Source organism: Streptomyces pratensis, from assembly GCF_037137275.1.
In the GTDB taxonomy this organism is placed as follows: Bacteria; Actinomycetota; Actinomycetes; order Streptomycetales; family Streptomycetaceae; genus Streptomyces; species Streptomyces pratensis_B.
On the sequence record NZ_JBBBEN010000103.1, the window covers coordinates 128,328 to 141,946 of the forward strand.

Below are 13,619 nucleotides of genomic sequence, written 5' to 3' on the forward strand. Positions count from 1 at the left end.
GGATGCCCGGGGTTCGAGCCTAGGCACTGGAACGTCACAATCAAGCCCGCCCCCGCCCCCGCACGGGCGGGAAGAGCCCGAGAGACGGCCCGTGGGCCCCGCCCGGCGGGGCCCACGGGCGCCCTCACGCGTACTCGGTGGGGATCACCGGCTCGCCCCGCGACAGCTGGATCGCCGACATCGGAAGCCCCGCGCGCGCGGCCACGTGCCGCTCCCGGACCGTCTCCAGCGGTTCGCGGGCGACCACCTCGCCACCCCGCACCAGCTCCACCAGCAGCTCCCGGCCCGCCAGCTCCTCGGGCACCGGCCCGGTGCCGACGACCTCGGCCTCGGCCACCCCGTGCTCGTCCCGGCGGCGCGCCGCCCACTTGCGTCCGCCGGGCGACGACTTCGCGCCGAGCGACTTCTTCGCCACCGGCCGCAACGGCTCCCCGGGGTCGGCCGAGCAGGCGCGGGCGACCAGCTTGTAGACCATCGAGCAGGTGGGGTGCCCGCTCCCGGTGACCAGCTGGGTGCCGACCCCGTACGCGTCCACCGGTGCGGCCGCCAGTGAGGCGATCGCGTACTCGTCGAGGTCCGAGGTCACCACGATCTTCGTGCCGGTGGCCCCCAGCTCGTCCAGTTGCTGCCGGACCCGGTGCGCGACCAGCAGCAGGTCCCCGGAGTCGATCCGCACAGCGCCCAGCTCCGGCCCGGCGATCTCCACCGCGGCCCGGACCGCCTCGTCCACGTCGTAGGTGTCGACCAGCAGCGTGGTGCCACTGCCCAGCGAGTCCACCTGGGCCCGGAACGCGTCGCGCTCGCTGTCGTGGAGCAGGGTGAAGGAGTGCGCGCTCGTGCCGACGGTCGGGATCGCGTAGCGGAAGCCCGCCGCCAGGTCGGAGGTCGCGTCGAAGCCGCCGACGTAGGCGGCGCGGGCCGAGGCGACCGCGGAGAGCTCGTGGGTGCGGCGGGCGCCCATCTCGATCAGCCTGCGGCCCCCGGCCGCGGCCGACATCCGCGAGGCGGCGGCCGCGATGGCGGAGTCGTGGTTCAGGATGGACAGGATCACCGTCTCCAGCAGCACGCACTCGGCGAAGGAGCCCTCGACCCGCAGGACGGGCGAGCCAGGGAAGTAGACCTCGCCCTCCGGGTAGCCCCAGATGTCGCCGCTGAAACGGTAGTCCGCCAACCAGGCGAGGGTCGGTTCGTCGACGACGCCCTGCTGGCGGAGGAAGCCGATCATCTCGTCGTCGAAGTGGAAGTTCTCCACCGCGTCCAGCACCCGCCCGGTGCCCGCGACGACGCCGTAGCGCCGCCCCTCGGGGAGCCGGCGGGTGAACGCCTCGAAGACCGAGTGCCGGCCGGCGGTGCCGGCCCGCAGGGCCGCCTGCACCATGGTCAGCTCGTACTGGTCGGTGAAGAGCGCGGTCGACGGAACGCCGACCCGTCGCCCGAGGTCCGCTGAGTTCATGGCAGGGATGCTACCCCCTATTCGTCAAAGTGACGAGATGTGGGGTCTGTTTGTGCGCCGGACCCGCCCGAGTGGCAGCATGGGACAGGTGAGCGTTGCTACCCCCCTAGAGATCGAACGTCCTGATTCCGCCGAGGAGGCCTTCGCGGTCCCCGAGCCGGACGTCCCGTGGGTGACGCTCGTCCACAATGACCCGGTCAATCTCATGAGCTATGTGACCTATGTCTTCCAGGCCTACTTCGGCTATTCGAAGGACAAGGCGCACAAGCTCATGCTGGACGTGCACCAGAAGGGCCGCGCCGTCGTCTCCAGCGGAAGCCGTGAGGAGATGGAGCGCGACGTCCAGGCGATGCACGGCTACGGGTTGTGGGCCACCCTCACCCAGGACCGCGACTAGTGCCGCGAGCGGCGCCGTTCGCCCGCCGCGGGGCGAGACCCGCCGGGAGGGGCGCCGGCCCGCGGCCGCGACCGGCGATGCCCCCGGCGGCCTCGCGCTCCTCGCGCCCCGCCCCACCGCCCCCTGCCCCGTTCGACCCACCATCGGAGAATCCATGGCCGGCCAATTCGAGGCCACCCCAGGCGGCGGCGCGGCCGTCGCGCTCGACGAGGTCGAGATCTCCATCCTGCGCTCCCTCGCCGTGCAGCTGCTCGAACTGATCGGTCCGGGCGAGACGCCCGCCGACGGTGACGACCCGCTCGCGGCGCTCTTCGCGGAAGGGCCCAGCGAACCGCCCTCCGACCCCGCGCTCGCCCGCCTCTTCCCCGACGCCTACGGGGGGCCCGGCGGGCCCCCCGAAGCGGGCAGGCCGCAGGAGGAGCTGCGGGAGCTGTCCGCCGAGTTCCGCCGCTTCACCGAACAGGACCTGCGCTCGCGCAAACGCGAGGACGCCCTTGCCGTCGTCCGCACCCTGGACGCGCTCACGCCCGTGGGCGACGGCGGAGCCGTGCTCACCCTCAGCGGCGAAGCGTGCCGCAGCTGGCTCGGCGCCCTCAACGACCTGCGCCTCACCATCGGGACCCGGCTGGAGGTCTCCGACGAGGACGAGGCGGAGGAGGGCTCGCTCTACCGGCTCCCCGACAGCGACCCGCGCAAGCCCATGGTGATGGCCTACCTCTGGCTCGGCGCGTTGCAGGAAAGCCTCGTCGAGACGCTCATGCCGTAAACCGTGACCGACCCGCCGCCCGTATCGCCATCGTGTCCACCATGCGGTCCTGCGCGTACCATCCCTCGGTACGCGCAGGGCCGCCTGCATATCCTGGCGCCATGCTGACCATCACCCAGGCGCTCTACGACCAGATCGTCGCCCACTCCCGCGCCGACCACCCCGACGAAGCGTGCGGAGTGATCGCGGGCCCGGCCGGAACGGGACGCCCCGAGCGCTTCGTCCCGATGCTCAACGCCGCCCGCTCGCCCACCTTCTACGAGTTCGACTCGGCCGACCTCCTCAAGCTCTACCGCGCGATGGACGACCGCGACGAGGAGCCCGTGGTCATCTACCACTCGCACACGGCGACCGAGGCCTACCCCTCCCGCACCGACGTCACCTACGCCAACGAGCCCGGCGCCCACTACGTCCTGGTCTCCACCGCCGACACCGACGGATCGGGCCCCTTCCAGTTCCGCTCGTACCGCATCGTGGACGGCGAGATCACCGAGGAAGACGTACAGGTCGTCGAGGCGTACTGAGCACCCGGCCGCCTCTCGGGGACGCCGGGCGGGTCTGGCACACTGCACCCACACCCACCAAGGCGGCGGGAACCAGGAAGCCGGTGCGAATCCGGCACGGTCCCGCCACTGTGACCGGGCCCCCTCCCAGCGCGCGCCGCGGCGGAGGGGCCCGGGAGTCAGGAACTGGCCCGCCGCCTTCTCGCATCGACCAGGGGACGCGGAAATCCCCCGGAGAGGCCCCGCCATGTTCCGGCGCACCCCCGCGCTCACCGCCGCCGCCGTGCTGCTCCCGCTCGCCCTCACCGCCTGCTCCGCCCCGAAGGGCGACGTTGCCGCCGAGGGCAAGGCCGCGACCAAGAGCGACGGCTTCCCGTACACCGTCACCAACTGCGGTGTCACCACCACCTACCAGGCCCCGCCGAAGCGCGTCGTCACCATGAACCAGCACGTCACCGAGATCATGCTGGAACTGGGCCTGGCGAAGTCCCTCGTCGGCACCGCCTACCTCGACGACCAGGTCCTCCCCCGGTACGCCGAGGACTACGCGTCCGTCCCCGTCATCGCAGAGAAGTACCCCTCGTACGAGCAAGTCCTCGCGTCCGCACCCGACTTCGTCTACGGCGGCTACGCCAGCGCGTTCGCCGCGGGCGACGGCCGCAGCCGCGAGGCCCTCAAGAAGTCCGGCATCGAGACCCGGCTCAACGCCGAGAGCTGCACCGAGGGCGACGCCCCCATGGACACCCTCTACCAGGAGATCCGCGAGGTCGGCCGGACCTTCGGCGTCCCCGACCGCGCCGAGGACTGGATCAAGCGGGCCCGGGCCGACAACGCCGCCACCGCGAAGAAGCTGGGAGGCCTCGACCCCGTCTCCGTCTTCGTCTACGACAGCGGCGACAAGACCGCGTTCACCGCGGGCGGCGAGGGCATCGGCAACGAGCTGATCGAGCGGGCCGGCGGCGCCAACGTCTTCGCCGACCTCGACAAGCCGTTCGGCGACGCCTCCTGGGAGAACGTGGTCGCCCGCAGGCCCGAGGCGATCCTGATCTACGACTACGGCTCCACGACCGTCGAGCAGAAGAAGAAGCGCCTCCTCACCGACCCGGCCCTCGCCGACGTCCCCGCCGTCAAGAACAAGCGCTTCGCCGTCATGCCGCTCTCCGACGCCGTCCTCGGCGTCCGCGTCCCCGCCGCCGTCGGCCGGCTCGCGGCCCAACTCCACCCGCGGACGGACCCGGCGGCCACCGCGTCGTGACCTGCCGCACCCCCGCACCGCGGCGGCTGCTCCGCTGCGCCCTGGTCCTCGGCGTCCTCGCCGCGCTCCTCGCCGCCGCGGTGACCGCCGCCCTCGCCCTCGGCTCCGTCCGCATCCCACCCGGCCAGGTCCTCGACATCCTGACCGGGCGGGCGCAGGCGAGCCCGTTCCGTACGATCGTCCTGGACGTCCGGCTGCCCCGGGTCCTGCTCGGCATCGTCGTCGGCGCCGGGCTCGCCGTCGTCGGCGCCGTCCTCCAGGCCCTCGTACGCAACCAGCTCGCCGACCCGTTCCTCCTCGGCGTCTCCTCCGGGGCCTCCACCGGCGCGGTGCTGGTCATCGTCCTCGGCATCGGCGCGAGCCTCGCCACCACCGTCACCATCCCCGCCGCCGCCTTCGCCGGCGCCCTGCTCTCGCTGCTGCTCGTCTACACTCTGGCGCGCGGCGGCAGCGGCCTCACCACCAACCGCCTCGTCCTCGCCGGGGTCGCCGTCTCCTACGTGCTCTCCGCCCTGACCAGCCTGATCCTGGTCACCTCCGCCCGCGCCGACCACCTCCAGGAAGTCCTCTACTGGACCCTCGGCGGCCTCGGCGCGGCCCGCTGGGACATGCTCGCGCTCCCCGCCGCCACCCTGGTCCTCGGCACGGCCGTGCTCCTGACCCTGGCCCGGCCGCTCGACCTGCTCCTGGTCGGGGAGGAGGGCGCGACCGTCCTCGGCCTGGACACCGCCCGCTTCCGGGCCGCCGTCTTCGTCCTCGCCTCCCTCATGACCGGCGTGCTGGTCGCCTACAGCGGAGCCATCGGCTTCATCGGCCTGATGGTCCCGCACATGGCGCGGATGGCCGTCGGCGCGTCGCACCGGGCGCTGCTCCCGGTCGTCGCCCTCGGCGGCGCGGTCTTCCTGGTCCTCGCCGACCTGGCCGCCCGGACGATCGCCGCCCCGCAGGACATCCCGGTCGGCGTCCTCACCGCGCTGACCGGCGGCCCGTTCTTCCTCTGGATGCTCCGCCGCCGCTCCGAAGGAGCCCCCGCATGACCCTCGCGACCCCCCGGGGAGCCCGCCCGTGACCACGCTGCGCACCGAGAACCTCGCGTACGGGACCGGCGAGGGGCGCCACCTCGTCGACGCCGTCGACCTCAGCGCCGCCGACGGGGAGACCGTCGGCCTCGTCGGACCCAACGGCAGCGGCAAGACCACCCTCCTGCGCTGCGTCTACGGCGCCCTGCGCCCCACCCACGGCCGGGTCCTCCTGGACGGCGACGACCTCGCCGCCCTCCCGGTGAAGGCCCGCGCCCGCCGCATCGCCACCGTCCCGCAGGACGGCCACGCCGGCTTCGAGCTGACCGTCGGCCAGGTCGTCGCGATGGGCCGCGCCCCGCACAAGCGGTTCTGGGAGGCCGACAGCGCGGCCGACGCCGCCCTGGTCGCCGACGCCCTGGACCGGGTCGGCATCGCCGCCCTCGCGCCCCGCACGTTCGCCTCGCTCTCCGGGGGCGAGCGGCAGCGCGCCCTGGTCGCCCGCGCCCTGGTCCAGCAGCCGTCCCTGGTGGTCTTGGACGAGCCGACCAACCACCTGGACATCCGCTACCAGTTGGAGATCCTGGCCCTCGTACGCGAGCTGGGCACCACCAACCTGCTGGCCCTGCACGACCTGAACCTCGCCGCCTACTACTGCGACCGCCTCTACGTCCTCCAGGGCGGCCGGGTCGTCGCCGACGGCGCCCCCGCGGACGTCCTCACCGCCGAGCTGCTGGGGGACGTGTACGGCGTCGCCGCGGAGGTCAGCACCCACCCGAAGACCGGCGCCCCCACCGTCGTCTACCTCCCGCAGGACCGCGCCCAGCCTCGCGCGTCCGCATAGTGGTCGCTCGATATCCGCGATGTGAGATCACACTCGGGTTTCCGGGCCGGGAATCGATACGATGCCCGCATGGTTCCCCCTGACGTGAGCAACAAGACGCCGGGCGCGCTGCTCGTCGCGCGGCTGCACGTCGACCTGTGCAGGCTCGCGAGCGCGATCTGTCCCGCCCGAAGCCTGCCCGTGAACCGCACGGCCTGAGCCGCGGTCCGCGCGCCCGCCCGCCCGCACCACCCCCCGCGCGGGGGCACAAACGCGCGCCCCACGCCACCTCCCCGCTTTCGACAGGAGCCCACGCCATGGCCATCGAGGTCCGCATCCCGACCATCCTCCGCACCTACACCGACGGCGCGAAGGCCGTGGAGGGCAACGGGGACACCCTCGCCGACCTCTTCACCGACCTGGAGAGCCGCCACACCGGCATCCGTGAGCGCATCGTCGACGGCGAACAGCTCCGCCGCTTCGTGAACGTCTACCTCAACGACGAGGACGTCCGCTTCCTCGACGGCATCAGCACCCGGCTCAGCGACGGCGACAGCGTCACGATCCTCCCCGCCGTCGCCGGCGGCATGCGCTGATGCGGTACGACTCCCCGCTGGCGGCCGTGGGCAACACCCCCCTCGTCCGCCTGCCGCGGCTGTCCCCCTCCGCGGACGTCCGCATATGGGCCAAGCTGGAGGACCGCAATCCCACCGGCTCGATCAAGGACCGCCCGGCCCTCCACATGGTCGAACAGGCCGAGAAGGACGGCCGTCTGACCCCCGGCTGCACCATCCTGGAGCCCACCAGCGGCAACACCGGCATCTCGCTCGCCATGGCGGCCAAGCTCAAGGGCTACCGCATCGTGTGCGTGATGCCGGAGAACACCTCCCAGGAACGGCGCGACCTGCTCGCCATGTGGGGGGCCGAGATCATCTCCTCCCCGGCGGCGGGCGGCTCCAACACCGCCGTCCGCGTCGCGAAGGAACTCAGCGCCGAACACCCCGACTGGGTGATGCTCTACCAGTACGGCAACCCCGACAACGCGGGCGCCCACTACACCACCACCGGACCGGAGATCCTCACCGACCTCCCGTCCATCACCCACTTCGTCGCGGGCCTCGGCACCACCGGCACCCTCATGGGCGTCGGCCGCTACCTGCGCGAGAACCGGCCTGACATCCGGATCGTCGCCGCCGAACCGCGCTACGACGACCTCGTCTACGGCCTGCGCAACCTGGACGAGGGCTTCGTCCCCGAGCTGTACGACGCCTCCGTCCTCACCACCCGCTTCTCCGTCGGCTCCGCCGACGCGGTCACCCGCACCCGCGAACTCCTCCAGCAGGAGGGCATCTTCGCGGGCGTCTCCACCGGCGCCGCCCTCCACGCGGCGATCGGCGTGGGTGCCAAGGCGGTCAAGGCGGGCGAGAGCGCCGACATCGTCTTCGTCGTCGCGGACGGGGGCTGGAAGTACCTGTCCACGGGCGTCTACACGGCTCCCACGACCGAAGCCGCGATCGAGACGCTGCAGGGCCAGCTCTGGGCCTGAGCGCCCGGGACACCCGCACACCATGAGGGGCCGGAGCCTTTCCGGCCCCTCCCGCGCGTCATGGGGACGGGCCGGCCCGGAGCCCGGCCCCGAAAGGCGCACGAATCCCGGCTCCGCCAGGCACACGAGCCCCGGCTCCGAAGCCCCGCCCCGCCGCCCGGCGAGGTCACCCGGCCCCCAGCCCCCGCACCCGCTCCCACACCTCCGGGTCCACAGCGCCCGCCCGCCGCCGGAACCCGCTGAGCGGCACCTCCCGCAGCTCGTCCGTCTCCAGGAAGCTCGGCCGGTCCCGCTGATCGCCCACGGTCCCCGCCGGCAGCGCGATCACCCCCGGCCGGTCCTCGTGACGCCTGCTGGTGATCTTGGCGACCAGAGCAGTGCGCCCCCGGCCCCGCCCCCGTACCGACAGCACCAGGCACGGCCGGTCCTTCGACCCCGGACCGTCCTCGAACGGCACGTCGGCCCACCACACCTCACCGGCCCGCGGCGTCCGCCCGTCACCGCGCTCGACCGGACGCGACGGCCCCGCGGGACCAGAGGGCCTCCCCGGCGGCCGGGTCCGCGCCGCGGGCTGCCGGGGCCGCCGCGAGCGGGGGCCCCGATCCGACCGGCCCCGGCCGTCCACCACCGCGGCGACGAGCGCGAGCAGAACCACGGCGACCAGCGCCACCCACCAGAACGTGTTCATCCTCCGACCGTACCGGCGTCCCGGGAGGGCCCGCCCGGGACGGGCCGCCGGTCCCGCTTCCATCGAACCGGTGACAGAGCAGGTGAGTTCCCCCACAACGGCAGGCAGCAAAGGAGCGACGCGGAGTTTCGCGCCTTACGCTCGACGGACCGCAGAACCGCTTCCGCAGTACCGCCCCCGCAGGAACCGCACGAGTCCTCCCCGTTCCCATGTCTCGGAGGTTCACGCTCCATGAAGCTCACCGTCGTCGGCTGCTCCGGCTCGTTCCCGTCCACGGGTTCGGCATGTTCGAGCTACCTCGTAGAGGCCGACGGCTTCCGGCTGCTCCTCGACATGGGCAACGGAGCCCTCGGCGAGCTGCAGCGCCACGTCGGTCTCTACGACCTCGACGCGATCTTCCTCAGCCATCTGCACTCCGACCACTGCATCGACATGTGCGCGTACTTCGTCGTGCGCTACTACCGCCACGACGGCGCCCGCCCGGTCCCCCTGCCGGTCCACGGCCCCGAGGGCACCGAGCAGCGGCTGACCGCCGCCCACGGCGACACCCCCTCGGACCGGGCGATGAGCGAGGTCTTCGACTTCCACACACTCACGTCGGGCTCCTTCGGGATCGGCCCCTTCTCGGTCCGCACGGAGAAGCTCTGCCACCCCGTGGACACCTTCGGCATCCGGATCGAGCACGGCGGCGCCAGCCTCGCCTACTCCGGCGACACCGGCCCCTGCGACGCGCTGGAGGACCTGGCCCGGGACGTGGACCTCTTCCTGTGCGAGGCGTCGTTCGTCGACGGCAAGGAGGACATCCCCGACCTGCACCTCAACGGCCGCGAGGCCGGCGAGGCCGCGGCCCGCGCCGGAGCGCGCCGGCTCGTCCTCACCCACATCCCGCCGTGGACCGACGCCGACCGCAACGCCGCCGACGCCCGCGCCGTCTACCGGGGCCCGGTGGAACTGGCCGCCCCGGGCGCGGTGTACGAGCTCTGACACCGGCCCCAGCTCCCGGCTCCCGGCGCCCGCCCCCCCCGGAACGCGGAGCGGGACCCGCCCCACTCTGGAAAACTGCCCGGATGATCACGATCAGACTCGCCCGGGACACCGACCTCGACGGCTTCCTGGCCCTGGCGTCCCAGGTGGAGCACTGGTTCGGCCCGATGGTCGGGGAGCCGGGCTTCCACCGCGCGGTGGAAGCCCACATCCGCGACGCGGCGGCCCTGGTCGCCGAGTCCACCGCCGCGCCCGGAGTCGTGGGCGGCCTCCTGTTCGGCGCCGCCCCGCCCGCGTACCACGTGCACTGGCTCGTCACCGCCGAGCACTGCCGGGGCCGGGGCGTGGGCCGGCTGCTCATGGCGGACGCCCTGCGCCGGTACGTCACCGGGCCCGGCGCAGTCGACGTGGTCACCTTCGGCCCCGACCACCCGGGGGCCGTGGACAGCGGGGCCCGCGTCTTCTACGAGAGGCTCGGCTTCCGGCCCGGCGAGCCCGCAGGCCCGGGGCCGGAGGGCGGCTCCCGGCAGGTCTACCGGCTGCCCCTCCCGGGCCCCGCCCGCCCGGCGCCCGCCCCCTGAGCCCCTGGTCGCCGCCGTGCGCCCACGGCGAAGCCCCCGCCCCCCGACACGGACTGTCGGAGGGCGGGGGCTTCGCGACCGGTGTACGGGCCCGGCGCGGTAGAGGCTACTTCGCCTCGGCCTTCTGCAGCTCGGCCAGCTCCTCGTCCGACTCCCGGCCCGGGGTCGGGAGGTTGAACTTGGTGATCGCGAAGCGGAAGACCACGTAGTAGACCACCGCGAAGCAGAGGCCGACCAGGACCAGCATCCAGGGCTTCGACGCGATGCCCAGGTTCAGCAGGAAGTCGACCAGACCGGCCGAGAAGCCGAAGCCGTCCTTCATGCCGAGCGCCCAGGTCAGGGCCATCGACACACCGGTCAGCACCGCGTGGATCGCGTACAGCACCGGGGCGATGAACATGAACGTGAACTCGATCGGCTCGGTGACACCGGTGACGAACGAGGTCAGCGCGAGGGAGAACATCATGCCGCCGACGACCTTGCGGCGCTCCGGGCGGGCACAGTGGACGATCGCGAGGCAGGCCGCCGGGAGGGCGAACATCATGATCGGGAAGAAGCCGGTCATGAACTGCCCGGCCTCGGGGTCACCGGCCAGGAAGCGGGCGATGTCGCCGTGGGCGCCGTTGTACTCGCCGGCCTGGAACCACGGGAAGGAGTTCAGCAGGTGGTGCATGCCGACCGGGATCAGCGCACGGTTGGCGACACCGAAGATGCCCGCGCCGACCGCGCCCGAGCCGACCAGCCACTCGCCGAAGTTGTGCAGGCCGGTGCCGAGGACCGGCCAGATCAGACCGAAGACGATGCCGATGACCAGACCCGCGAAGGCGGACAGGATCGGGACCAGGCGGCGGCCGCTGAAGAAGCCGGCCCAGTCGGGCAGCTTCGTCCGGTAGAACTTCTGGTAGATCAGGGCGACGACGATGCCCATCACGACACCGCCGAGGACACCGGCGTTGACGGGAGCGTCGCTCATCACGATCTTGCCGTCGACGACGCTCGCGACCTGCGGCAGGTTGCCGTCCGTGAAGGTGGCGAGCACCTTCTGGAAGACGAGGTAACCGGTGACGGCGGCCAGGGCGGTGGAGCCGTCCGACTTCTTCGCGAAGCCGATCGCGATGCCGACGGCGAACAGCAGCGCCATGTTGTCGAGGATCGCGCCGCCGCCCGCGGCCATGTAACCGGCGAGCTTGGTGATGAACGTCGGGAACGATTCGCGGCCCAGCATGTCGCCGTTGCCGAGGCGGACCAGGAGCGCGGCGGCCGGCAGCACGGCGACCGGCAGCATGAGGCTGCGGCCGATGCGCTGCATGACGGCCATCACGCCGGCGCCCTTCTTCTTCTCGGCCGCGGGTGCGGTCTCAGCCGTGGTCATCAACTTCCTCCAGGGACACGGTGCCGCCCGGGTCATCGATGGGGGAGGCGGCGACTCACCAGACGGCGGCAGAGTGCCGTGGTCTGGACCACTCAGTGGTGTAGACCAGTTTTAGCACGGTGAGGGTTAGATAAGGAACCTGCAATTCCCCCCTGATTCGCAGTAGCAGATCCGGCACGTTGGGTGACATGGCGAAGACCCCCGGACCGGGCGGTCCGAGGGCCTTGCACGATCAGGGCCGAAGCCCCGGCGTCCTGCGAATCAGAGCCGCCGTCCGACGCTCCTGGTTGATTCCGGAGGCCCGGGGCGGTATCAGATGCTACTTGGTGAGGTCCTTCTCGATCTCCCTCTCGATCTCCTCCGGCTCCCGCCCGGGGGTCTTGAGGTCGAACTTGGTGATCGCGAAGCGGAAGACCACGTAGTAGATCACCGCGAAGCACGCGCCGATCGGCAGGATCAGCCACGGCTTCGTATCCAGATGCCAGTTGACGACGTAGTCGATCAACCCGGCCGAGAAGCTGAACCCCGCATGCACCCCCAGCAGCCAGGTGATGCCCATCGAGGCCCCGGTGAGCACCGCGTGCACGCCGTACAGCAGGGGCGCGACGAACATGAACGAGAACTCGATCGGCTCGGTCACCCCCGTCACGAACGACGTCAGCGCCACCGACACCATCAGCCCCGCCACCTCCTTCCGGCGCTCCGGCCGCGCGGTGTGCGTGATGGCCAGGGCGGCGGCGGGAAGGCCGAACATCATGATCGGGAAGAAGCCCGAGGTGAACTGGCCGGCCGTCGGGTCCTCCGCGAAGAACCGGGAGATGTCGCCCTGTACCGTCGCGCCGTCCGCTCCGGTGAACTCACCCGCCTGGAACCAGAAGAAGGTGTTCAGGAACTGGTGCATGCCGATCGGGATGAGCAGCCGGTTCGCGAAGCCGAAGATCGCCGCGCCCCAGGAGCCGAGGCCGATCAGCTGCCGGGAGAACCACGTCAGCCCGTCGCCCACCGGCTGCCAGAGCAGCCCGAAGAGCGTGCCCAGGATCACGCAGAGGAACGCCATCAGGATCGGCACCAGGCGCCGCCCGTTGAAGAACCCGAGCCAGTCCACCAGCTTGGTGCGGTGGTAGCGCTGCCAGACGACGGCTGTCAGCAACCCGATGAGGATGCCGCCGAGGACCCCCGGGTTCTGCGGCTCACCGGCGGGCAGCTCGTCCGTCACGGTGCCGTCCATGGGGAACGCCGCGAGGACGCCGCGGTAGACCAGGAAGCCCACCACGGCCGCCAGCGCGGTGGAGCCGTCCGCCTTCTTCGCGAAGCCGATGGCCACGCCGATGCAGAACAGCAGCGGCAGGCCGACCTCGCCGTCGAGAATCGCGGTGCCGCCGTTGAGGAGCACCGTGGAGGTCTTGTCCCAGAAGGCGCCGTCGAGGTAGGAGTTGAACAGGTTGCCGAGGCTGACGAGCAGGCCCGCCGCCGGGAGGACGGCCACCGGGAGCTGGAGGCTCCGCCCGACCTTCTGCAGGCCCTGGACCGGTCCGTTCCACCATTTTTGCTGCGGGGCCGCAGCGGCGCTCGAACTCATGGGCGTCCTCCCGGAACACTTCACGTTTGGCGGTCGTCGCAAACTGGTGTAGACCAGTTGCGTCACAGTCCGGGGCCCGGCCCGCAGGCAGAGCACCGGTGACCGTCATCTTTCGGGATCGTCCGGTTACCCGCCCGCGAAGTTGGGCCAACCGTGCGTTACCGTGACGAAACGGACCCGCAGCGGGCGGCCGTCTGCGCACGAAACCAGGGAGAAGGACATGGCCACCAAGGCTGAGAAGATCGTCGCCGGGCTCGGCGGAATCGACAACATCGACGAGATCGAAGGCTGCATCACCCGCCTCCGTACCGAGGTCCACGACGCCGACAAGGTCGACGAGGCGGCCCTCAAGGCAGCCGGCGCCCACGGCGTCGTCAAGATGGGCACCGCGATCCAGGTCGTCATCGGCACCGACGCCGACCCCATCGCCGCCGACATCGAAGACATGATGTGACCGGCTGACCCCGGACCCCGCGGACCCGCCGCACCCCGGCCCCGCACCCCGCAGGCCCCGCACCCCACCGGTGGACGGGGCCTGCGCCGTCTCCGGCGACGACGCGGGCGCCACCCGCCCCGCCCCACCGCCACGGCCCCCGAACGGCCGCCCGAGCCCCCCGCGGCCACCCGAACGGAGCCGCCCCCGCCAACGGATA

The 13,619-nt window shown here is 72.1% G+C and carries 16 protein-coding genes and 1 riboswitch; of the genes, 12 read left to right on the forward strand and 4 right to left on the reverse strand.

Annotated features, from left to right (window positions below):
• Positions 1–124 precede the first annotated feature (124 nt).
• Positions 125–1,453 (reverse strand): nicotinate phosphoribosyltransferase, encoded by a 1,329-nt coding sequence (locus V9U70_RS29695; RefSeq protein WP_336680265.1) that lies wholly within the window; start codon positions 1,451–1,453, stop codon positions 125–127.
• A 79-nt stretch (positions 1,454–1,532) separates the two neighbouring features.
• On the opposite strand from V9U70_RS29695, the gene clpS reads away from it, so the two are divergent.
• The 9 genes from clpS (at position 1,533) to V9U70_RS29740 (ending at position 7,762) form a co-directional block, all read left to right on the forward strand.
• Entirely contained in the window at positions 1,533–1,850 is a 318-nt protein-coding gene (clpS, locus tag V9U70_RS29700) for an ATP-dependent Clp protease adapter ClpS (RefSeq protein WP_336680266.1), read from the forward strand.
• A gap of 154 nt (positions 1,851–2,004) precedes the next feature.
• Positions 2,005–2,616, forward strand: a complete 612-nt coding sequence (locus V9U70_RS29705; protein ID WP_336680267.1) for a DUF2017 domain-containing protein — start codon at positions 2,005–2,007, stop codon at positions 2,614–2,616.
• A 101-nt stretch (positions 2,617–2,717) separates the two neighbouring features.
• Complete coding sequence (locus V9U70_RS29710) at positions 2,718–3,140, forward strand: M67 family metallopeptidase (RefSeq protein ID WP_336680268.1); 423 nt, start codon at positions 2,718–2,720, stop codon at positions 3,138–3,140.
• 13 nt (positions 3,141–3,153) lie between these two features.
• Positions 3,154–3,328: riboswitch (cobalamin riboswitch) on the forward strand.
• 38 nt (positions 3,329–3,366) lie between these two features.
• Positions 3,367–4,374 carry an ABC transporter substrate-binding protein gene (locus V9U70_RS29715; protein ID WP_336680269.1) on the forward strand — a complete coding sequence of 336 codons (1,008 nt, stop codon included), beginning with the start codon at positions 3,367–3,369 and terminating at the stop codon, positions 4,372–4,374.
• Positions 4,371–5,411 (forward strand): FecCD family ABC transporter permease, encoded by a 1,041-nt coding sequence (locus V9U70_RS29720; protein ID WP_336680270.1) that lies wholly within the window; start codon positions 4,371–4,373, stop codon positions 5,409–5,411. The genes V9U70_RS29715 and V9U70_RS29720 overlap by 4 nt, the downstream gene beginning before the upstream one ends.
• Positions 5,412–5,439: 28 nt before the next feature.
• Positions 5,440–6,237, forward strand: coding sequence for an ABC transporter ATP-binding protein (locus V9U70_RS29725; protein WP_336680271.1), 798 nt, complete (start codon positions 5,440–5,442; stop codon positions 6,235–6,237).
• Between the two features lie 69 nt (positions 6,238–6,306).
• Positions 6,307–6,435: a putative leader peptide gene (locus tag V9U70_RS29730; protein WP_336680272.1), complete on the forward strand. Its 129-nt coding sequence runs from the start codon at positions 6,307–6,309 to the stop codon at positions 6,433–6,435.
• Between the two features lie 98 nt (positions 6,436–6,533).
• Positions 6,534–6,812, forward strand: a complete 279-nt coding sequence (locus V9U70_RS29735) for a MoaD/ThiS family protein (protein WP_336680273.1) — start codon at positions 6,534–6,536, stop codon at positions 6,810–6,812.
• Positions 6,812–7,762 carry a PLP-dependent cysteine synthase family protein gene (locus V9U70_RS29740; protein WP_336680274.1) on the forward strand — a complete coding sequence of 317 codons (951 nt, stop codon included), beginning with the start codon at positions 6,812–6,814 and terminating at the stop codon, positions 7,760–7,762. The genes V9U70_RS29735 and V9U70_RS29740 overlap by 1 nt, the downstream gene beginning before the upstream one ends.
• 166 nt (positions 7,763–7,928) lie before the next feature.
• Here the strand turns inward: V9U70_RS29740 and V9U70_RS29745 are convergent, their stop codons facing one another.
• Positions 7,929–8,450 (reverse strand): type II toxin-antitoxin system PemK/MazF family toxin, encoded by a 522-nt coding sequence (locus V9U70_RS29745; protein ID WP_336680275.1) that lies wholly within the window; start codon positions 8,448–8,450, stop codon positions 7,929–7,931.
• Positions 8,451–8,681: 231 nt separating this feature from the next.
• Between V9U70_RS29745 and V9U70_RS29750 the strand changes: the two genes are divergently transcribed.
• The gene (locus V9U70_RS29750; RefSeq protein WP_336680276.1) at positions 8,682–9,434 is read left to right on the forward strand and encodes an MBL fold metallo-hydrolase; all 753 of its coding nucleotides are present in this window, start codon (positions 8,682–8,684) and stop codon (positions 9,432–9,434) included.
• 83 nt (positions 9,435–9,517) lie between these two features.
• Positions 9,518–10,015, forward strand: coding sequence for a GNAT family N-acetyltransferase (locus tag V9U70_RS29755; protein ID WP_336680277.1), 498 nt, complete (start codon positions 9,518–9,520; stop codon positions 10,013–10,015).
• A gap of 106 nt (positions 10,016–10,121) precedes the next feature.
• Here the strand turns inward: V9U70_RS29755 and V9U70_RS29760 are convergent, their stop codons facing one another.
• Both V9U70_RS29760 and V9U70_RS29765 read right to left on the reverse strand, forming a co-directional pair.
• Positions 10,122–11,387, reverse strand: a complete 1,266-nt coding sequence (locus V9U70_RS29760) for a PTS transporter subunit EIIC (protein ID WP_336680278.1) — start codon at positions 11,385–11,387, stop codon at positions 10,122–10,124.
• A 319-nt stretch (positions 11,388–11,706) separates the two neighbouring features.
• Positions 11,707–12,966 (reverse strand): PTS transporter subunit EIIC, encoded by a 1,260-nt coding sequence (locus tag V9U70_RS29765; protein ID WP_336680279.1) that lies wholly within the window; start codon positions 12,964–12,966, stop codon positions 11,707–11,709.
• 163 nt (positions 12,967–13,129) lie between these two features.
• On the opposite strand from V9U70_RS29765, the gene V9U70_RS29770 reads away from it, so the two are divergent.
• Positions 13,130–13,420 (forward strand): PTS sugar transporter subunit IIB, encoded by a 291-nt coding sequence (locus tag V9U70_RS29770; protein ID WP_336680280.1) that lies wholly within the window; start codon positions 13,130–13,132, stop codon positions 13,418–13,420.
• Positions 13,421–13,619: the final 199 nt, after the last annotated feature.

Coding starts and splice junctions, on each gene's coding strand:
- V9U70_RS29715 (WP_336680269.1), top strand. CDS start 3,367: ATGTTCCGGCGCACCCCCGCGCTCACCGCCGCCGCCGTGCTGCTCCCG.
- V9U70_RS29710 (WP_336680268.1), top strand. CDS start 2,718: ATGCTGACCATCACCCAGGCGCTCTACGACCAGATCGTCGCCCACTCC.
- V9U70_RS29695 (WP_336680265.1), bottom strand. CDS start 1,453: ATGAACTCAGCGGACCTCGGGCGACGGGTCGGCGTTCCGTCGACCGCG.
- clpS (WP_336680266.1), top strand. CDS start 1,533: ATGGGACAGGTGAGCGTTGCTACCCCCCTAGAGATCGAACGTCCTGAT.
- V9U70_RS29750 (WP_336680276.1), top strand. CDS start 8,682: ATGAAGCTCACCGTCGTCGGCTGCTCCGGCTCGTTCCCGTCCACGGGT.
- V9U70_RS29730 (WP_336680272.1), top strand. CDS start 6,307: ATGGTTCCCCCTGACGTGAGCAACAAGACGCCGGGCGCGCTGCTCGTC.
- V9U70_RS29745 (WP_336680275.1), bottom strand. CDS start 8,450: ATGAACACGTTCTGGTGGGTGGCGCTGGTCGCCGTGGTTCTGCTCGCG.
- V9U70_RS29705 (WP_336680267.1), top strand. CDS start 2,005: ATGGCCGGCCAATTCGAGGCCACCCCAGGCGGCGGCGCGGCCGTCGCG.
- V9U70_RS29760 (WP_336680278.1), bottom strand. CDS start 11,387: ATGACCACGGCTGAGACCGCACCCGCGGCCGAGAAGAAGAAGGGCGCC.
- V9U70_RS29735 (WP_336680273.1), top strand. CDS start 6,534: ATGGCCATCGAGGTCCGCATCCCGACCATCCTCCGCACCTACACCGAC.
- V9U70_RS29740 (WP_336680274.1), top strand. CDS start 6,812: ATGCGGTACGACTCCCCGCTGGCGGCCGTGGGCAACACCCCCCTCGTC.
- V9U70_RS29755 (WP_336680277.1), top strand. CDS start 9,518: ATGATCACGATCAGACTCGCCCGGGACACCGACCTCGACGGCTTCCTG.
- V9U70_RS29765 (WP_336680279.1), bottom strand. CDS start 12,966: ATGAGTTCGAGCGCCGCTGCGGCCCCGCAGCAAAAATGGTGGAACGGA.